The sequence below is a fragment of the Aquirufa sp. genome (genome assembly GCF_964796385.1).
Genome location: NZ_CBAUBA010000022.1, coordinates 25639 through 44736, shown reverse-complemented (window position 1 = coordinate 44736; position 19098 = coordinate 25639). Strand labels below are relative to the sequence as shown.

Here is a 19098-nt window from a genome sequence, read left to right as displayed (position 1 = left end):
TTTTCAATGAATTGGCGAACAACTTCCAGCGAATCAACCGTTTCTTGTGCGGTTTGTGTAGGAAAGCCATACATCAAGTAAGCATGCACTAAAATGCCTGCTTGTGTAAAATGATCAGCTACCTGAGCCACTTGTTCGACCGTAACGCCTTTGTCAATTAATGTCAATAATCGGTTGGAGGCAACTTCCAATCCACCCGAAACGGCAATGCAGCCTGACCTCACCAGCAGTTGGCATAAATCCTTCGTAAAACTCTTCTCAAATCGAATATTTGTCCACCAAACAACCGTCAAATCCCTGCGGATAATTTCCAATGCCACATCACGCATCAATGCCGGCGGTGCAGCCTCATCTACAAAATGAAAACCATTGTTGCCGGTTTGGGCAATCATGGCTTCAATTCGGTCAACCAACAGGGGTGCCGAGGTGAATTCGTAGTCTTTGATATAAGATAATGAGATGTCACAAAAGGTACATTTACCCCAATAACAGCCATGTGCTAAGGTCAATTTATTCCATCGGCCATCACTCCACAAGCGGTGCATGGGGTTTGCAATTTCGATCACCGACAAATAGTTTTCTAATGGTAAACCTGTGTAATCTGGGGTGCCCACATCTTTTTGTTTCACGTCAGAATCCTTCGATCCATTCAAGTAGGTAACGGTTCCATCGACGCAGCAAAAGGTTCGTTTCAAATCTTTCAATTCTCGATTGCCTTGTAGATGTTCCAAAAGATTCATCAAAGGCGTTTCTCCGTCGTCGAGCGTAATAAAGTCGACAAATTCAAATACGCGGGGTTCTTGTACGGAGCGCAATTCAGTATTTGCATAGCCCCCACCCAATGCCACTTTAATGTGTGGATGGTGTTTTTTTAGCCATTGTCCACAGCGTAGTGCGCTGTATAAATTGCCGGGGAAGGGTACAGTTATGGCGACCAGATCGGGTTTTTCTTGTTGGATTTTGGTCTCTAATTGTGCCACCAATAATTCATCGATATATGTAAGAGGTGCATCAAGTGCTTGGTGTAATTCATGAAATGTTGAAGCTGACCTACCTAGTCTTTCAGCATAGCGGCTGAAACCAAAATGTGGATCAATGGCCTCTATGATTAAATCTGAAATATCTTCTAGGTAAAGTGTTGCCAAATGCCGCGCTTTATCTCGTGTTCCCATACTGCCAAAGGCCCATTCTAAATCCGTTATTTGTTGAAAGCGGGATGCCTCAGGTAGGTAATTCTGTTCGGCAATGACGTGCGCCATTGTTGGATTTTTGTCGTGCAAAAAGGAAATAACCGGTTCGATGGTTCGCAGGTAAGACTTTTTGAGTCGGAGCATACGCGCTCCATTTGCATTGAGTTTTTGTCCAGAGCCTTCAATGTATTCAAATAATTGTTGGAGTCCTGTTTTTGAAAAAAGTTGTAGGATAACCTCCAAACCTAGGTCGGCCTGACAAGATGCCAATCCTTTCGTATTCATAAATCCCTTTAAATAAGCCGTTGCTGGATATGGCGTATTTAATTGGGTAAATGGAGGGGTAATAAAAAATACCTTCGGATTCTTTGCGCTCATCGAAATCAAAAGTAGGTGAAAAGCGGCTAAAAGAAAAGAGTCCCCTTACCTTTGGCAAACCTTGGAGGATTGCCAAAGGTAGTGTTTTGGGAATTTTTTGGCATTTTAAAAACTGATTTTTTTCTCCAGCTTCTTGGATTTCGTTCCAATTTTCGATTTTTCAAATTCCGAACCTGTACCTTTGGCAAACCTTTAAGGATTGCCAAAGGTTAGGGGGAAATGGGGGATTTTGATCCCGTCCTAAATTTAAAATCAAGAACTTGATTTGAGGTCAAAAATGCTTTACCAAGCATCGAGGCCTAGAATTTTTCTACCCAGTTCATTTAGTTCGGCAGTAGTGTATTTTGTTTGTTCCCATTTCCTAGGGTCGCCTGGAAATGCATATCCCTCGGGAGCTATGCGGTCTTTCCAGGAGTTGATGCGCCAATCTTTCAATGAAGCATTGTCCTCTTCAGCTGGCATCATGGATATATATTGGGCACAGCGTACCTTGTCGCTGTTATTTGCCCGAATGCCATGTGGCTGCGTGCTGTTGAAGATTAATAAATCACCGGCTGCCAACTTGACTTTTGTGGGGGTAAAACCGGTGATATCCGGTTTGAAGCGGTCGCGGTCTTCGGGTTGGGTTAATTTCCAGGTATCGTAGGAACGAAATAATTCAGGGATGCACTGAAATCCTCCCATGTTTTCGTCGAGTTGGTCCGCTAAAGCGAGTACCCCTTGTACATTGACCGGCTTTGTTTCTGGGTCATAATCCCAATGTATAAAGGCTTTGTATTCGTGGCCCGGTCGGATTGGAAAGTTCAGATTGGCTCGGTCAATGGTGACCCAAAGTTTTTCAGTTCCCCAAATATCAACAAAGGCGTCATAAACGCGTTGCTGCGATCGATTATCCCATAATAATTGATTATTGTAGCATTCTACCATGCCCGTACCTGCTAACTCTTTCATTTTCATTTCTGCACGTGGGGCGGTGTACCAGGTAGCTGGATCATGGGGATCTTTTTCCTCAAATTCCCATAAAAAATCGGCTGTTTTTAACGCTTGTTCGCGCAGAACTGCCTGTTTGATAACCACGTAGCCATTCGTTATCCAAAACGTCCAATCTTCATCGCTTAACATACGAAGTGCACGACCGTTTTTTCGATCATTCAGTTTGAGTGCGCTACTTTTTGCAGTAGATGGGTTGCCAGGAATTTCATAATGGGCATTATTGGGGATTTTCGTTTGCATGCAGTTTGTTTTTGATGAATCAAATTTCGACTATTTATTGATAGGTGAATTTCATTCTATTCGCCAATTTTTGACCTGTATTGATAATTTAATTTGACATATACATTAAATTGGTAAATTTAGGTATGAAAATAGCTTTGGAGTCCATCCGTCCTGATGCGGATAGTTCGTTTCGATTTTTGCATACACCTAATTTAAACGAGGTGTTTTATTGGCATTTTCATCCGGAGATTGAGTTGGTTTACGTAGAAGCAGAAAATGGTATTCGCCATATTGGGGATCATTTAGCTACCTATGAAGGATGTGATTTGGCTCTGATCGGGTCGTATATTCCACATTTGAATTTTGATTATGGAGTAAAAGCGACGGTGGAGACCGTGGTGATTCAGTTTCCGGCGGATTATTTTGAACAAGGTTTGGCACGAATTCCAGAATTAAGTCAGGTTGTAGAACTTGTTGCTCGGGCAAAACAGGGTTTGGCATTTACGGGTGAGACGAAGCGGATAGCTGGAGATAGGTTAAAAAAGCTACATCATTTAGACCGATTTAGTCAATTTGTAGAGTTGATGGGCATCTTTCAAGATTTAGCCGCGAGTGCTGAATACATGGAATTGGGTGCGCGACCTGTTGCGAATGCATTGGTTTTTAAGAAGCAAACGCGTATACATCAGGTGTATCAATATGTTGATACGCATTTTTTGGAGCCAATTAACACGCATAATATCGCAGAACACATAAGTTTATCTGTTCCTGCTTTTTGCCGATATTTTAAAAAAGCAACTCATTTGACCTATACTGATTTTGTAAACCAATATCGTATCCGTTATGCCCAAAAGCTTTTATTACAAGGCAGTAATGTGAATGAGACTTGTGTAGCATCAGGATTTGAAAGTTTATCTTATTTTATTCGTGTATTTAAGAAGTTTAGTGGCGAATCTCCGTCAGGCTTTAAGCGTAATAGTACTTAATTTTTCTTGTACTAGATTTTTAAATTTCGTGATTTTGGTACAGAATCGATTTGCGAACTTACTTGCAAGCATGTTATTTTACTCTAGGTCTTAACAACATCTGCGCGCATGAAAAATTTACTTATTTTACTTCTTTCTTTTTGTATATTTTCATGTAACGAATTAAATTTTCTCGAGAACCCAACTATACTTAATAAAACAAATCCCATCGTTTCCCCAGTAGATTCATTTCAGGTTGCTGGAGAATTTGTTCCAAATCAGTTTTTGGTCAAATTTCGAGTTCCTGTATCTGTTGCTCGACGTGATTCTATTTTTAAGTCATTTTCAGCGTCCATATCAGAATTCATTTTCACGAAAGCGATGAAGTATTATGGCGACAGTACGGGTATTTATGTGCTCGAAATTCCCCTTAAAACAACTGAAGTTTTAACGAAAGCAAAGGAATTCAAGGAGTTACAATACATCGAACCTAATTTTATTGTCCAGGCGGTTACGGTAAGCGATGATCCTTATTTTAAATCGAACCTACTTTGGAATATGAATGGTGTTTATGGAACGGATGCTTCGATTGCTTGGTCCAAAGGGTTATTGGGTTCTAAAAAGATCTATGTTGGCATTTTGGATGCAGGTATTATGGTTCAACATGAGGATTTGTTAGGTAACATGTGGGTAAATACGAAGGATACAGTCAACAAATTTGATGATGATCGAAATGGTTTTTTGGATGATGTTTCGGGTTGGGACTTTGATGGAGGTAATAATTCTGTCTTTGATGGTCCTCAAGATGAGCATGGTACGCAGGTTGCCGGAGTTATAGGGGCTGTCGGGGGTAATGCCAAAGGAATTGTTGGTATTAATTGGAACGTTACCATGATTCCAGTTAAATTTATTGGCAGTGCGGGTGGTACAATTTCAAATGCAATTAAATCCATTAGTTATTTGGTTGAATTGAAACTAAATCAAGGTATCAACATAGTTGCGATTAATGCCTCTTGGGGGTCTAGTTCCTACTCTCAAAGTTTATTTCAAGCTATTGGCCTAGCGGAAAAAGCGGATATCCTTTTCGTGGCGGCGGCGGGTAATAATGCGACAAATTTAGAAGTGACTCCATTTTATCCAGCCAGTTTTTTACTTGAAAATATTATTTCGGTTGGCGCCTCAACGTCAACTGGCACCCTTGCTTCTTTTTCGAGTTACGGTTTATCGGCCGTCGACCTAGTAGCCCCGGGCGTGGGAATTTACACAACGATTCCGCCAAAAACAGGAGCTTCCGCGTATGCGCCATCCTCTGGTACCTCGCTTTCTGCGGCTCATGTGACTGGTGCGGTAGCGTTGTATGCCGCAAGCCAAAAAGTTGTACCAACAGGAAAACGTATAAAAGCAGCTTTGCTAGACTCTGTTGTTGTGCAAGCAAATTTAAAATTAAAGGTGAGTAAATCAGGCCGACTGAACATTGCGCATTTAAAATAGGTAATCAGACATTATTTATTTTTCGGACTAAACCACTAATTAATGGGTACATTGGTGAATGATTTTGAAACAAATGTGTTTATTTTTTTGCTTTTTGGCTTTTGCTTTTCCATCATCCAGTCAACCTACTACCTTATCCTTTGCAAGCATAAATATATTAGATAGTCTAATTCATTCCGCTCCATCATTGGCTTTGCTTACCGCCGATTACAATCACCTTAAATTGGATTCAATGATTTTGAGGCAAAAGCCTTTAGATTCTGTTGCAATTTACGCCGTTGCCCAATCTTTTTTTAAAGATCTACGCGATGGAAATCGAAAACCTAATCTATTCTACCAAGGCTTAAAAATTGATCGTAAAAATATTAATCTGACATCAAATTTTAAATCATTAGCTAACCATCTAATTAATTGATCGTCTGAAGTGGTTCGGTTTTTGGTCATGCTTCGTGATTCAGTGAATATCTCAGACGAAAAAAAGGACTTACTCATCAAAGCCGTCAATGAATACCGTTGGCTTAGCACCTTGCGCCAAAATCGATCCGTTGTTTTGGTCAATATTCCATCGACAATTTTACGGGCATATGATGGTCAGGTGGAAAAGGCCTCCATGCGCGTGGTGGTAGGTAAAGCTTCAAGGCCGTCTAAATTGTTAGTAAGTCCGATGAAAAACTTGATCATTACGCCGTATTGGAATGTACCCCGGAGTATTAGTGTAGAGGAATTAGTTCCGGAGATTCGTAAAAATATACGGTATTTTTATGCTAGTCATTTAGAAATATTTGATACAAAGGGGAGAAAGGTTGCGCCTGAAAAGGTGCCTTGGTCACGCTTAAACGCTAATTATTTCCCTTATGAAATGCGTCAGCGTTCGGGCAAATGGAATACATTGGGCATCATGAAGTTTCAGTTTGACAATCCGTTTCGGATGTACTTACATGATACGTCGGAGAAAAAATTATTTAAAAATGAGAAGTGCTTTTATAGTCATAGTTGCATCCGTGTTGAGCGCCCAATTGATTTGGGACGGTTTTTACTCAAGCCCCATTCCAAGGCGGTGGATACCTTAGATGTTACGGCGGCCTATTCATATTTGACGCCGAGATACATCAAAATCAACCGATCTATTCCACTGGTGATTTGGTATAGTTTGGTTGATTTTGATGCCAATGGCCAAATCAAATTTTATCCGAATATTTACGGACGAAACTAGATTTTATAATATTGTTCCCAGCCTTTTCTTGGCTCAGGACCGGCAAGTAATTTGTTCGCCAAAGCGTTATTCGTGATTTTTTTTGTGTTGCGATCGAATGTCAATTTCGCATTTAACCGTTGGGCCAATACCCCTAGTGCAAACACTTGACTCAATGGTCCAGCAATTTCAAATCGTGAACGCGTTTGTTCTTGCCCCATACAGCCCTTGAGAAAATTGGCATAATGGTTGGAAGGGCTTTTTTGTACTTCAGGTAATTTCAAATCTTTGGCTGCATCACCTAAAATGGATAATGATGAACCATGAGACCCTCCTTTGAACGTTAAATCTTTACCATAAATAATCTTTCCCGGATTCAATTTAGCCGGTTGGATTTTACCATTACTAGCCGGCGGAATATTCGGATCTAATTCGGTTGTCCCATAGTTTTGAGGAACAGATGGAAGGTTATTTAAACCATCATACCATGTAATGTCCATAGCGGGCATGTCCTTGCGTTTTGGGAATTTGAATTGGATGGTTGACGACATCGGATAGAAAAAGGCATTATGGCCGTCGGCGCGAAGCATATTTATCTCGGTCGGTAATCCCAATTCCAAAAATTCATGTGCGGTATCCATAATATGTGCGCCCCAATCTCCCAATGCGCCCAGACCATAATCGAACCAGCAGCGCCATTGGCCATTAACAAAATCCTTCTGATAATCATGTGTTTGCGCTACTCCTTGCCAAATATCCCAGTCTAATGTAGATGGAATAGGTTCTGCCGCTGGGAAGCTTTTGATGTTTGGATCCCAACCATGCCACCTGCGTGGGGAGTTCATGTGTGCAGTCATAGAGGTAACATCTTTGATGATACCTGCTTCTTTCCATGCTTTAAATTGGAAGAAATTAGCCTCCGAGTGACCTTGGTTTCCCATTTGGGTAACTAATTTAGGATGCTTTTTAGCGGCAGCCATCATGAGTTCAATTTCCTGGAAGGTACGAGCCATCGGTTTTTCAACGAATACATGTTTGCCTAAGCCGAGGGCCATCATGGTAATAGGAAAATGGGAGTGATCTGGAACACCGATTGCCACCGCCTCAATCTGATTGCCCATTTGGTCAAACATCTTGCGGAAATCTTGAAAACGCGGAACGTTTGGAAATTTTTCCAACACTTTTAGTGTTTGAGGAGCACCCATGTCTACATCACAAAGTGCAACGATCTCAGCCAGTCCTGTGTTGAATAAGGACATGACATCAGATCCACCTTGATTACCGATACCTATACAGGCAAGTTTAACTTTCTCGCCGGCGTTTCTACCGTGTAAAATAGTGGGAAATGCAGCAGCTGCTGTGAATAGGGCGGAATTTTTTAGAAAATCCCGGCGGGAGTTGTTTTGATTTGTCATAGGTTTGGGGGTGTTTGAGTATTAAAGACGTAGATGTTACTAATTTACTTAATTTGACACCTTTCTTCCTTACAATCTGCCCCGATTTCCTTTTGTGTAATATTTGTCAAATTGGGTAAACGCTGCCGGGGTCGTAGACCCCGGCAGCGTTAGTAAACGAGTAAACAAGTGACATAGTCTATCTACTTATTGATAATTTAATGTAATCAGCATGAAGGAGGATTAATCACCAACTTTTTCACCTATTTCTTGATAAACTGCGCCGAGGAATTCAATGATCAAGACCCAAAAGAAGTAGGTGTTTCATCTATCGTAAGGTATACGACATATTACCCTTTACTTTGATGACTTCAGCAATTTTCTTAAATACGATTTTAGGAATATCTATTTTGTATTCATCCAAATGTATATCAAACTGGCACGTTAAGACTAAATTTTTACCAGTTGAAACCAACGTACCCTTCAATTCAACCGGACGCGAAACGCCATGAATCGTTGCCGTACCCATCGCCGTAACCGTATACGTACCCGCGACTTTTAAATCAATGGACTCCTTAATTTTACCCTTGAACGTAGCTGAAGGGAATTTATCAGTCTCCAAGTAATTTTCGTTGAAATGCTCTTGCATCAACTTATTTGGAAAGATGAAACTAGTCACGCGCATCTGAACAGCAACTTCATTGGTCGCGGAATTAATAATGCTTCCCACTTGCTTATTAACCGCATCAATATCCTCCATCGGAGTCTTTGAGAAAAACGAAATTTCACCCGTCTGCGTGGTGAATAATTGGGCATTTGCCGCCCAGGTAAGGCAAACAAACATTAGCGTGATTAGGTATTTCATTGTTTCTTAATTTTTGGTTCGAAACTAAATGTTCGTGCAATATTGAAGCCATAAAATATGTCTCCATTTTCCCAGGCTCCTATCGTTTGACCTATAAAATGTTTCTCAATCATCCCCCGCGAATTACTTAGGTGTAATTGAAATACGTGACCGCCCGTTTCAATGTCAAAGCCGATGGCCAACGAATTATGATATGGGTAATTTTGACCAGCCGATTCTTCAAATGCTGACTTGTCAACCAGATTATAATAATACTCAGCTGACACGCTTAAGCGATTATTCAGTTTATAGCGTCCCCCAAATCCCATCGCCGCCTGCGTATTTTCCATATAAACGCTTTCTGCTAAATTAGTATGTAAAATCGTGGGCATCACTTGTAGGGATAACTTATCCGAAAACTTACGGGCAATCAATACTTGGCCGAGGTAGCTTTGGCGTTGCAGATTATTGTAAAATCGCATCACCGTTCCTGATTCCATCGTATATCCCGTTTTCATCGTATTACTCGCCACACTACCAAAAGCCGTTACCGTTACCGGCATCTTATTCGATTGCCGGAGCACCTTGTATTTTGCATAGGTATCATACGTTTTTTCAATGGTAGACCGACCAGCACCCACCAGTAAATTATCCGTAATAGCATATTCCAATCCCAAACGAATACGCGCCTCATCCAGGCCAAAAAAATTATCTATAAATCCAGAATTAATCGCCCCAAACCGATGAGAGATCCAAAAATTCACATGCTGCTTAGCGATCGTTTCAACCGATTGTCCATTGATCAACCGGGAAGCTTTAAATGTTGCCAAGGTGTAAGTTGGCTTTTTTGCATCTTCTTTTTCTAGCATGGCCAACAAGTCATCTTGCGCAACAAGTTGAAAAGAACTCAGCAGTCCACATAATAGGAGAAACCTATGCATATACACGTAAAGTTGTGCCCGAAAGAGCCGTTTTATAGGAAGCTATCGCTTTGTTTGTTACAGCAGACGTTGGTGCCCCCGTCATACTAAAAGTCGCCCCATGTGCCGTGCAAAAAAAGTTAGTGCCATTAAATATCACTTGCGCCCGGCCCTCATGTGAGCAAATTTGCGTTACCGCAGCAAAGCTCGTTGATGATACACGCGCAACAACAACTTGATTGTAGATCACATATTTGCCCACTGTATTAAGTACCGAATAGGCTGCGTTTGATAAATCAAGGGTAAAGTCAATGGCTGATGCAGGACCTACAGATTCGTTTTCACATGAGCTTAAACTGGCAGCACCGCAATAAACAGCTAGTAAAGAAGCTCCTTTAAAGCCCAAAGATTTCAAGAATTCATGGCGTTGTATTTTTGTTGACATATATGGTCGGGTTTAATGTTGGCAATTTAACGGATTTTTAACGCATTTGTTTTTTTCTATATTCCTAATTCTCATCAGTATAAACCATTTGAATTTTGTTTACTCTATCATTGTCGAAAAAAAATGCTGCCGAAATCCTTAGACTCGCGGCAGCGCTTACATTTAATTCAATAGAGACTTATGGTCGAACCCTAAATACCATCCCTGGGTTTTCAGTAGCTACATACAAAAAGCCATCAACCCCCATTTTGACATTACGCATTCTTCCTAAATTGACGAGCACCTTTTCTTGCTTAACAACTTTGTTGTCTTTAATCACACATCGGTTTAAGTAGTTGAATCGCAAAGAACCAACCATCAAATTACCCTTCCATGCTGGATATTTGTTACTGTCAATAAAAGCTAATCCCGAAGGAGCAATCGATGGAATCCAATATGAAATCGGCTGCTCCATGCCATCTTTTTTCGAAATAGCAGATATCGGTTTGCCATCGTAGTTGATGCCATAGGTGATGGTAGGCCAACCGTAGTTTTTTCCTGCCTGAATGATATTAATTTCATCCCCACCGCGAGGACCATGTTCCGTTTCCCAAATCGCACCGGTTGTTGGATTCAACGTCAATCCCTGCGGATTACGCTGTCCGTACGAATAAACACTTGGATGAGCTGATTTAGAATAAGGGTTGTCGGCCGGAATACGTCCATCATCAAACATCCGGTGAATTTTCCCATTATCATTATCTAATGCCTGTGGAAATACTTTTTCCATGCCACGTTCTCCCACACTGAAAAATAACATCCCCTTTTTATCGAAGGCCAAACGCGATCCAAAGTGATGGAACGTAGGCGTATACGGCAAGGCTTCAAAAATCTCTTGCGATTCAACCCAAGCATTATTCTTGATTTTTCCACGGACGATTGCCGTTGAAGTTAAGGTTTTGCCACCTTCTGTTTTGAATTTGGAATACGACATGTAGACCCAACCATTCGATGCATATTGTGGGTGCAAAACAACATCTAATAATCCACCTTGACTTTTGGACATAACTTGAGGCGTCCCGGAAACAAGCGTTTTATTTTTCTTTTGATCTACCAAATATAGTTTTCCAGACCTATCAGAAATTAAATACTCAAGACTAGGTAGTTGAGCAAAACCCCACGGACTATCAAATCCTGTGGCAATCGTATCCAATTCCACGCGCATCCCCTCTGATTGAAATACATTCGAGGTAGGCTTGTTGGCGAACTTATATTGTTCCACTCCAGCCAAATTCTCAACAATTAAATCCGCTAGTTTTTCAATTTCTTTCGCTGAAATTGTCTCTTTCCAAGTAGGCATACCTAACTCTGGATATCCATTCGAAATACTTGCTAAAATTTGCGCTTTGGTATTCCCATGCTTCCATTGGCGGTCTACGAAGGCCTCTACTTTTTCACCGTGACAAGATGCACAATATTGCGTGTAAGTTTTTTCAGCGGGAGCTTCTTCGGCAGGTTGCGTACGTAAGGACATGACGCTCAAAGAGCCCACGAGTAATAAACTTAATCCAATTAATTTCTTTTGCATAGTACCTATTATTAAGGTTACGAATCTAATAAAATTTTAACAAATTTAATATCCTGATTTAAACAGGCAATCGTTACTTTTAGAAAAAACCTATACCTATGAAATTAACTTTACTTTTCGTTTTCGTTAGCTCATTTAGTCTCTTTGGTCAAATTCCTTCCGGGACATGGAGCGCCGTAGAAGTTCAAGCGAGTGGCACTAAGCGACACGAAAGTGCATTTGTCAATTGCGATGGAGTATTTTATGCGCTAGGTGGGCGAGGAAAACGGCCAGTGGATGCTTATTATCCAAAACAAAATCGCTGGGAATTTGTGGCTGATGCGCCCTTCGAATTTCATCATTTTCAAGCTATTTCTTTTCACCATGAAATTTATGTGATGGGCGCGATGACCGGAAATTATCCGCATGAAAAGCCTTTGGGGATAAAGACCTATTTGCTTTATAGTTTTTATCACAGTCCGTTTAAATCCCAAACTTCGGTTTGGTATTTTTTGTTAAACGCAATAATTTCGTTTATTTAATGGTAATGCATTTTAATTGCGAACCTTTGGCTTTTGGATTTTTTTTGCATCTGCATCCGTAAATTTTGAAAAGTAGCCATTCTGCTATTTCTTTGTACTCTTCAAATTGGCCTGATACGCATATTTTGATCTCAATGAGATCTTTGATATAAGACAATAAATTAGAACTAGGATTAAATAAACCCTCCCTGATTTTCGGGGAGGGTTTTTGTTTTAGAAGTAGCGCACGGGTCTAACTAACAACACAGCTCCTTTAGGAATATCTGTATAAAAAACCTCTTCTGAATTACCGCCTGTGTACGGTATATATATTGGCGTTGTTTTTACAGTGAATGCATCTGCTTCAGATGAAGAACAGTAATTGCCTCCAGTTCCTCCTATAATATTTGCGATAAGTTTTAATTTTAAAAGTTCTTGCCAACTCGGCAAAAACCAATCTTCATATCCTTCATTTGAATATTCTAAACACGCTTTTGCAGCACGCGAGTCTCTTAGACAAGAATTGTAGCTATTGATTGTATTTTGACACCCTGAACCTAATGAAGTACTCGTATTAGCGCTAATTCCTGGACACCCAAAAGATAATCCAAAACTTGGTTGACCTATATCTGCCGGCGCTGCGATCAACCCGTGAACTTGTCCTGCGATATATCCTGGGTCACCAGGCTGAAAGATATATGTAATTATCCCCCCTTGAATTCGATCTCCAATTCGTACATTACTAGCAACCGTATTTGTGGTCTTCAAACCACAATCATTTGTTAATTGACTCGGCGGCGTACTGCTTGACCCACCTGAACTCCCACTAGTACCTCCCCCCGAACTTGGCGGCGTTCCACTAGATCCACCCGAACTACCCGCACCCGGATTTGAAACAACAGGTGGCGGGGTGACTTTTATGCGAACACTGCGTTCTTCCCCATAGGCTACCCCTTTTTGATTGATGGCATAAGCACGTGCATAGTAAACTTGACCCTCTACTAAATTCCTAAACGTATAACCAAAAGAGCCTGGGCCACTGCCGGCAGTAATTTTCGTATTTTCGATTGTAGGGTTGCGATTCGTGCCCCAACAGATTCCGCGTTCCGTCACTGGTGTATTCCCTTCCGAAATTACTTTTCCATTCACCTCCGCTGAATTGGTCGTATACGTCGTGATTTCATGCGTAAATACTTCAGCAAATGTATAGCCAATAGTCTTAAATGAAATGGTCTCACCGTACCCAATTCCCTTTCTGTTTTTTGCAAATGCCCTGATATAATAAGTCGTTCCATCTTCCAAATTTTTGAGAAAGAGGTTCAAATTGGGCGATAGGGCAATAGCGTCATTGATATCCGGATTAGGTTGTTTGCTGTAACAAAATCCTAGTTCAATAATGGGAACACCACCATCATCCAAAAGCTTTCCGCTTATATTGGCACTTGAAAATGTTTCATTTGACACATTCGTTGTTTCTACTTTGGGCAAACGAATATCTTGTGTTTGGAATATTTTGTCCTCACCGTAGGCATATCCTTTTTCATTTTGGGCGAAGGCGCGCACATGGTATTTTGTGTTTTCGACCAAGGAACTCACCACGATTTTATACATCCCTAAGCCATTCGTGCTCGACGTAAATCGGGTGTCCTCGATTGTTGGGTTGGGTGTTCTGCTCAAGCAAATGCCCCGTTGAATTATTTCTCCTCCACCAGCATCTTGAGTTTCGCCACCTAATGTTGCTTCAAAAATTTGGACTGCTTCCGGATCCAAGGTACGTAAGGTAACTGGCCGATAGTCCTGCGTTTTAAAGCTGAGTTCGTTTCCATAAGATATGCCAATTTCATTAATGGCATACGCGCGAATAAAATAGGTCGTAAACGGTTTTAACTTCGTAATGACAATTCCATAATCTCCCTCCCCTTGACCAATCTGAATGCGTATATCTTGGATGGTTGGGTTGGCGGATAAACTCAAACAAACGCCACGGTCAACGACCGGTTTGCCTCCGTCGTAGGAAATGTTTCCACCGGCCAAACACGTGGTAATGAGTATGTTTTTGACGTCCGAGGTGGTTAAAGTAGGTGCCTGAAAAGCTAAGGTTTTAAATCGTTTTACAGGTCCGTGCACATCATTTGACGCCGTTTTTGCAAAAGCAAAATAGGAGTATTCAGTATTGGCTTGCAAGGACATGAGTGTCTTGGAAAACCCAGTATCAGCAACGATAACTTTATTCTCTAGAATGCGAGATGAAGTATCATTTTTGGCATAATAGAATCCTTTTTCGGTGATGGATTCCTCACTTGGATTGATAAATATTGCCTCAGCTTGCACAGAGGTTGCCTTTATTTTTTTTGCATCCTGAGTAAGCACCTGAACAGGAAATTTGTAAATCTCCTCCTTGCAACCTGAGATTGATAACATGATCACCAAAATCCATAACCCTAGTTTTTTCATAGATGCTAGTTATTCAATTGGTTAAACGTATTTCCTTTCCTGATGTGGTAAATAAGTTGGATTTGCGTACTGATAAAAAGGTCATTTCCTTTTTTCGCGAATGAGCTATTTTCGTTAGGTAAAATAGGTATTCGATTGCGCAAGGTATTTGCACCGAATGGCTCCAAACTCCGATCAAAAAAATCACTCTTTGGCGTAATGGACATGTTACTTCGATTATCTGATACGTCATCTAGATAATCTGAAAATGTAAAATGAACCGTTGAGGTTAGGCCTAGGTCAAATTGGTCACTCAGTTTTGTTTGTAGGCTAAGACCTATGGGTATGGCCAAAATAAATCGGGAATAATCTTTTCCTTCTGTATTTACAGCGGCTAGATTTTGCCATTTTTTTTGTTGGGGAGTATTCGAGGCTAATGAAACCATAGGCCGAGCGAAAGGTGTATGGAAAATCAAGCTCAAACCACCATGTACTTGGGTGCGTATACGCTGCCTTTTTAACACATTACTTCGAGTTCTCTGGAAATGAAAGGCGCCTTGTGCACTCAGCTCATGGACGTAATTTTGAAAATGTAAGTTTCGAATAAAATTACCCCCAAACTTTCCATTCGCGATATATTCATTGTCATCAGTGTTTAGTTGGGATAGCTGATAGCTAAATTTTCCAGAAAATTTCTGTGTATAGTATCGATTCAAGCCTATTCGGACGTTAAAACCTGCTGTTTTAGGGCCCATGGTGGGAAATGCCTTCCAAGGAACAAGATCGCCGATGTAATTGGCGGAACCGCCGCCTAGTTCAAGAGCATTATAGCGCTTAAAAACACCTTGATATACTTCTTGGCCAAATGAAATTTGGCACAAAAGGAGCGCAATAATCAAATGCTTCAGTTGGCAAAATCCCATGGAATTCGATCAATTTACTCCGCAAAATGAACCATTTAAAGTGTAATTCCACCACTTTTTTATTAAGTGGTTGGAGATTTTATTTATCGGATTTAGTATCCGGATTATTCCCCACGTTTTTGCCCGCAATAAATCCCGTTGTCCAGGCCGATTGAAAATTAAAACCACCGGTGATTCCATCGATATCCATTACTTCACCGGCAAAAAACATACCTGGGCACACGGTACTTTCCATCGTATTCACATTAATTTCAGCCAAATCCACTCCGCCAGCCGTCACAAATTCCTCTTTGAACGTGGTTTTGCCTTTGACTTCATACCGGTCGTTAATGAGGGTATTAACTAATTTGTTCAGGCTTTTTCCGGCTAGGTCGTGCCAACGGCCCGAAGGGTCGATTTCGTTTTTAGCGAGAAGAAATACCCAAAGCCGATTGGGCATCGGGAATGGATTATGATTACTCATCATTTTGGAGCCATGGGCGCCAATAATCTGTTTGATTTGTGCGCGTAGACTTTCTTCTTTTTCTTCATCAAGCCAGTTGACAAGCACCGAACACTGGTATTCCTTTTCGGCTAAGATGCGAGCGCCCCATGCCGAAAGCTGCAAGATAGCCGGACCGCTCATGCCCCAATGGGTGATGAGTAAGGGACCGCGGCCGATTAATTTTTGACCTTCGATGCGCACTACTGCTTTTTCAACGACGATACCCATCAATTCACGAATGGGATCTTGCGGCATATTGAACGTAAAAAGCGAGGGGACAGGCGGAACGATTTGATGGCCGATATCCGCAAGCCATTGGAGTCCCGAAAATTTCGGTTGGCCTCCGACGGTTACAATTACACGGTCAACTTCCAGTTCAGAATCCTTAAAATGCAGCTGAAAGCTGTTATTGGTGCGTTTTATAGCGTCCACCCCTTGGCTAGTAAAAAGTTCGACGCCTAGTTTGCGGGCTTCGTACCAAAAGCAATCAATGATGGATTGCGAGTCGTTGGAAAGTGGAAAAATACATTGATCCGGATATGTTTTCAGCGCAACATCACGCGATTCAAACCATTCAACCGTGTCTTTTGTATCAAATTGCTCAAAAGCCTTGCGTAAGAATTTTTCACCGCGTGGGTAATTTTCGGAAAGGATACGCTTGTTGAAGGTTGCGTTGGTTACGTTGCATCGTCCGCCACCTGAGATTTTCACTTTACCCAAAAACTTAGATGTTTTTTCGTATATGCAAACCCGTGCCTCGGGGAAATGTTGTTTGGCAGTTAGTGCAGCAAAGAATCCGGCGGCACCCCCACCGATGATGGCAATTGTGAGCATACCGTTAGGACTTTACGACCTTTAAATAAGTTTTGTATAGGGTGACAGGATAACGAACAAGTCCACCGGAAAGACTATTTGAATCGCAGCTCACAGGATTTGTTTCTGTCGTATTATATGAATTTCCGTGGTTTTGACATTTGAATCGACCATTTGTTAATATCCAAGCGCCGCGTGTACCCTGATGTGGACAGCAGTTGTCGAACGCTTTGATGGTATTGGCATCTGTTTTCAACAGGAGAATTCCAGCTTCGATGATGTTGCTAAAACCTGAAATATCTGCTAACTTATCGAAGTTTTTGTGTGCCAAATTAACGAAAACGGTTTTGCCTTCTTGGAAAAAGCCGTCTGCGTTGAATAAAGCCGAAATTCGTTTGAATTCTTTTTCCTCTTCCGTCGTAGCTGGAAGCATAGGTTCCTCCTCTGTTTGGCAGCTACTAAGTAGAGCGATTTGTGTAATCGTTAGCGCAGGACAAAGATGTTGAATGAAGTTTCTACGTTTCATGGTCGCAAGAAACAACATATTTAGGAAAATATAGATGGCAGACGAAAAAATACCTAAGGTTAACACACCTAACCTAGTGGATTTATTTACCAAGGAAAATATTCGCTTGGAGACCGTAGGTATTCGAAAGGATCGTGTATACACTTCTAAAAAAGGGCTTAGTCCATATACTGGGGAATTTGGTAAAGCACAAAAAATGCATTTGCTCAATCGAGCGCTGATTGGCTTTAGTTACAAGAGTTATCAAGAGATCAAAGACTTTTCACTTAAACAAAGTATTGATCTATTGCTGACTCCTGAGAAGCCTTTTTCCTTACCCATTAATGATTATTATTTAGATGTTTCAGATAATGCTGATGTCGTTAAGGCAGATGTTCCCAAGGGGGCTGTCTGGGTGACGGCGCCTGAATATATTAAGGATAATGGTACGTTGAATGGTAATCGCACGCAGTCATTAAAAGCGTGGCTTTCGAAGCAGTTTGTGAATCAAAAGACTTCTATCCATTGGCGTATGTTTTTGTTTTATCACAATTTATTAGTCGCCTCACTTCAAAATGGGGGTCCTGTAAAGAATGCATTTCAGTATGTGGATACGCTATTTAAATCTTCTTTAGGCAATTTTAAGGATCTGATTTACCACATTACGCTGGATCCTTCGATGCTCGTTTATTTGAATGGCAATCAAAATAATAAATTTTCACCCGATGAAAATTATGCACGTGAGTTACAAGAATTATTTACCGTAGGGAAAGGTCCAGACTCCAAGTTTACTGAAAAAGATGTGGCTGAAATGGCGCGTCTGTTAACGGGTTGGAATTTTGATTGGGATAAAACCATGAAAACGGAAGGTCGGACCGTAGTGACCAATGGATACTGGAATCACGATATTGGCGATAAGCAGTTTTCTGAGTTTTATGGTAATCGAAAGATTTCTGGGGCCAACAATCCTGATCGTGCGGATGGCGAATTGCGCGAGGCGATCGATATGATTTTTACGACCGATGAAGTTGCCAAATATATCTGTCGGCGCATCTACAGCTTCTTCGTCAACCCCATGATCGATCCGGCGATTGAGGATTTGATCATTACTCCACTGGCTAAGGTATTCAGAGATGCCAAATTTGAGATTTTACCGGTCGTACGTACCTTACTTTCTAGCGAACACTTTTTTGATTCGATTCATTACAATTCGATTATTAAGTCGCCTGCCGACTTTGTTATCGGCTTGGCCAAAGAATTTGATATGCCTTTATTGGACAATAAATTCGTTCCTGTTGTCATGGGTGAGGATGCGATTTATTATGACTATAAACGCTATAATGGGATCCATAATCAAATGAATAATTTGGGTATGAATATGGGTGATCCTCCCAATGTGGCTGGTTGGCCAGCATACTATCAAACTCCAGCCTTTGATTTGTTTTGGATTAATTCAGAAACAATCGTTAAGCGCGCCCAGCATACCGATTCAATGTTCAATTGGGGGAATTGGGTCTATTACAATAATGCCACGAAAACGGGCATGCTTGTTCGTGTAGATTTACCTGAATATATACGCAAGTTTAATACGCCTGAGAATTTAGATGCCTTGGTGGATCAGTTGATTGACAGACTCATCAACATCCCAATTAATGCAGCTTCTCGGGCAAGAATTATTGATCGGGTCTTACAGGGGAATAATAATCCGAATTATTGGTCGGGAGCCTGGTATGCTTTTGTAGGCAATCCTACGGCGGATAACCGACAAGTAATCCAGAATCGGTTGGCACAGGCGATGGGCTTTATTTTCCAATTGGGTGAAACACATTTACATTAACG

Annotated in this window: 16 protein-coding genes; 5 read left to right on the top strand and 11 right to left on the bottom strand. The window is 41.1% G+C overall.

The features are described from left to right. A partial coding sequence (locus AC1W6K_RS08020; protein ID WP_481947100.1) for a B12-binding domain-containing radical SAM protein occupies positions 1-1568 on the bottom strand: 1568 nt, incomplete at its 3' end. A 282-nt stretch (positions 1569-1850) separates the two neighbouring features. Next, a complete protein-coding gene (locus AC1W6K_RS08015; protein ID WP_481947099.1) occupies positions 1851-2801 on the bottom strand; it encodes a phytanoyl-CoA dioxygenase family protein in 951 nt (316 codons plus the stop codon). 125 nt (positions 2802-2926) lie between these two features. Here AC1W6K_RS08015 and AC1W6K_RS08010 point away from each other — a divergent pair, with 125 nt between their 5' ends. The 3 genes from AC1W6K_RS08010 to AC1W6K_RS08000 all read left to right on the top strand — a co-directional run bounded on the left by AC1W6K_RS08010 (position 2927) and on the right by AC1W6K_RS08000 (position 6452). Then, positions 2927-3769 (top strand): AraC family transcriptional regulator, encoded by an 843-nt coding sequence (locus AC1W6K_RS08010; RefSeq protein ID WP_481947098.1) that lies wholly within the window; start codon positions 2927-2929, stop codon positions 3767-3769. A gap of 108 nt (positions 3770-3877) precedes the next feature. Then, complete coding sequence (locus AC1W6K_RS08005) at positions 3878-5239, top strand: S8 family peptidase (RefSeq protein ID WP_481947097.1); 1362 nt, start codon at positions 3878-3880, stop codon at positions 5237-5239. A gap of 442 nt (positions 5240-5681) precedes the next feature. Continuing rightward, positions 5682-6452, top strand: coding sequence for a L,D-transpeptidase family protein (locus AC1W6K_RS08000; RefSeq protein ID WP_481947096.1), 771 nt, complete (start codon positions 5682-5684; stop codon positions 6450-6452). Here AC1W6K_RS08000 and AC1W6K_RS07995 read toward each other — a convergent pair. From AC1W6K_RS07995 to AC1W6K_RS07975, 5 genes are all read right to left on the bottom strand, one after another. Further along, on the bottom strand, positions 6449-7846 hold the full coding sequence (locus tag AC1W6K_RS07995) for a Gfo/Idh/MocA family protein (protein ID WP_481947095.1): 1398 nt from the start codon (positions 7844-7846) through the stop codon (positions 6449-6451). The genes AC1W6K_RS08000 and AC1W6K_RS07995 overlap by 4 nt on opposite strands. Before the next feature lie 307 nt (positions 7847-8153). Continuing rightward, positions 8154-8690: a YceI family protein gene (locus tag AC1W6K_RS07990; protein ID WP_481947094.1), complete on the bottom strand. Its 537-nt coding sequence runs from the start codon at positions 8688-8690 to the stop codon at positions 8154-8156. Then, on the bottom strand, positions 8687-9610 hold the full coding sequence (locus AC1W6K_RS07985) for a DUF5777 family beta-barrel protein (RefSeq protein WP_481947093.1): 924 nt from the start codon (positions 9608-9610) through the stop codon (positions 8687-8689). The genes AC1W6K_RS07990 and AC1W6K_RS07985 overlap by 4 nt, the downstream gene beginning before the upstream one ends. Continuing rightward, positions 9603-10034, bottom strand: a complete 432-nt coding sequence (locus tag AC1W6K_RS07980) for a Rieske (2Fe-2S) protein (RefSeq protein WP_481721293.1) — start codon at positions 10032-10034, stop codon at positions 9603-9605. Before AC1W6K_RS07980 ends, AC1W6K_RS07985 begins: the two co-directional genes overlap by 8 nt. Positions 10035-10212: 178 nt before the next feature. Next, positions 10213-11601: a PQQ-dependent sugar dehydrogenase gene (locus AC1W6K_RS07975; protein ID WP_481947092.1), complete on the bottom strand. Its 1389-nt coding sequence runs from the start codon at positions 11599-11601 to the stop codon at positions 10213-10215. Between the two features lie 98 nt (positions 11602-11699). On the opposite strand from AC1W6K_RS07975, the gene AC1W6K_RS07970 reads away from it, so the two are divergent. Beyond that, on the top strand, positions 11700-12122 hold the full coding sequence (locus AC1W6K_RS07970; protein ID WP_481947091.1) for a hypothetical protein: 423 nt from the start codon (positions 11700-11702) through the stop codon (positions 12120-12122). Between the two features lie 213 nt (positions 12123-12335). On the opposite strand, the gene AC1W6K_RS07965 is transcribed toward AC1W6K_RS07970, so the two are convergent. The 4 genes from AC1W6K_RS07965 to AC1W6K_RS07950 all read right to left on the bottom strand — a co-directional run bounded on the left by AC1W6K_RS07965 (position 12336) and on the right by AC1W6K_RS07950 (position 17298). Further along, a complete protein-coding gene (locus AC1W6K_RS07965) occupies positions 12336-14555 on the bottom strand; it encodes a hypothetical protein (protein WP_481947090.1) in 2220 nt (739 codons plus the stop codon). Positions 14556-14560: 5 nt separating this feature from the next. Next, positions 14561-15457, bottom strand: coding sequence for a DUF6089 family protein (locus AC1W6K_RS07960; protein ID WP_481947089.1), 897 nt, complete (start codon positions 15455-15457; stop codon positions 14561-14563). A gap of 79 nt (positions 15458-15536) precedes the next feature. After that, entirely contained in the window at positions 15537-16775 is a 1239-nt protein-coding gene (locus AC1W6K_RS07955) for a BaiN/RdsA family NAD(P)/FAD-dependent oxidoreductase (RefSeq protein ID WP_481947088.1), read from the bottom strand. A gap of 4 nt (positions 16776-16779) precedes the next feature. Further along, positions 16780-17298 carry a Rieske 2Fe-2S domain-containing protein gene (locus AC1W6K_RS07950; RefSeq protein WP_481947087.1) on the bottom strand — a complete coding sequence of 173 codons (519 nt, stop codon included), beginning with the start codon at positions 17296-17298 and terminating at the stop codon, positions 16780-16782. 16 nt (positions 17299-17314) lie between these two features. Here AC1W6K_RS07950 and AC1W6K_RS07945 point away from each other — a divergent pair, with 16 nt between their 5' ends. Continuing rightward, positions 17315-19096, top strand: coding sequence for a DUF1800 domain-containing protein (locus AC1W6K_RS07945; RefSeq protein ID WP_481721281.1), 1782 nt, complete (start codon positions 17315-17317; stop codon positions 19094-19096). Positions 19097-19098: the final 2 nt, after the last annotated feature.

Bases quoted from the DNA above. Each gene is read 5' to 3' on its own strand.
- AC1W6K_RS08015 (WP_481947099.1), bottom strand. From the start codon at position 2,801: ATGCAAACGAAAATCCCCAATAATGCCCATTATGAAATTCCTGGCAAC.
- AC1W6K_RS08010 (WP_481947098.1), top strand. From the start codon at position 2,927: ATGAAAATAGCTTTGGAGTCCATCCGTCCTGATGCGGATAGTTCGTTT.
- AC1W6K_RS08005 (WP_481947097.1), top strand. From the start codon at position 3,878: ATGAAAAATTTACTTATTTTACTTCTTTCTTTTTGTATATTTTCATGT.
- AC1W6K_RS08000 (WP_481947096.1), top strand. From the start codon at position 5,682: ATGCTTCGTGATTCAGTGAATATCTCAGACGAAAAAAAGGACTTACTC.
- AC1W6K_RS07995 (WP_481947095.1), bottom strand. From the start codon at position 7,846: ATGACAAATCAAAACAACTCCCGCCGGGATTTTCTAAAAAATTCCGCC.
- AC1W6K_RS07990 (WP_481947094.1), bottom strand. From the start codon at position 8,690: ATGAAATACCTAATCACGCTAATGTTTGTTTGCCTTACCTGGGCGGCA.
- AC1W6K_RS07985 (WP_481947093.1), bottom strand. From the start codon at position 9,610: ATGCATAGGTTTCTCCTATTATGTGGACTGCTGAGTTCTTTTCAACTT.
- AC1W6K_RS07980 (WP_481721293.1), bottom strand. From the start codon at position 10,034: ATGTCAACAAAAATACAACGCCATGAATTCTTGAAATCTTTGGGCTTT.
- AC1W6K_RS07975 (WP_481947092.1), bottom strand. From the start codon at position 11,601: ATGCAAAAGAAATTAATTGGATTAAGTTTATTACTCGTGGGCTCTTTG.
- AC1W6K_RS07970 (WP_481947091.1), top strand. From the start codon at position 11,700: ATGAAATTAACTTTACTTTTCGTTTTCGTTAGCTCATTTAGTCTCTTT.
- AC1W6K_RS07965 (WP_481947090.1), bottom strand. From the start codon at position 14,555: ATGAAAAAACTAGGGTTATGGATTTTGGTGATCATGTTATCAATCTCA.
- AC1W6K_RS07960 (WP_481947089.1), bottom strand. From the start codon at position 15,457: ATGGGATTTTGCCAACTGAAGCATTTGATTATTGCGCTCCTTTTGTGC.
- AC1W6K_RS07955 (WP_481947088.1), bottom strand. From the start codon at position 16,775: ATGCTCACAATTGCCATCATCGGTGGGGGTGCCGCCGGATTCTTTGCT.
- AC1W6K_RS07950 (WP_481947087.1), bottom strand. From the start codon at position 17,298: ATGTTGTTTCTTGCGACCATGAAACGTAGAAACTTCATTCAACATCTT.
- AC1W6K_RS07945 (WP_481721281.1), top strand. From the start codon at position 17,315: ATGGCAGACGAAAAAATACCTAAGGTTAACACACCTAACCTAGTGGAT.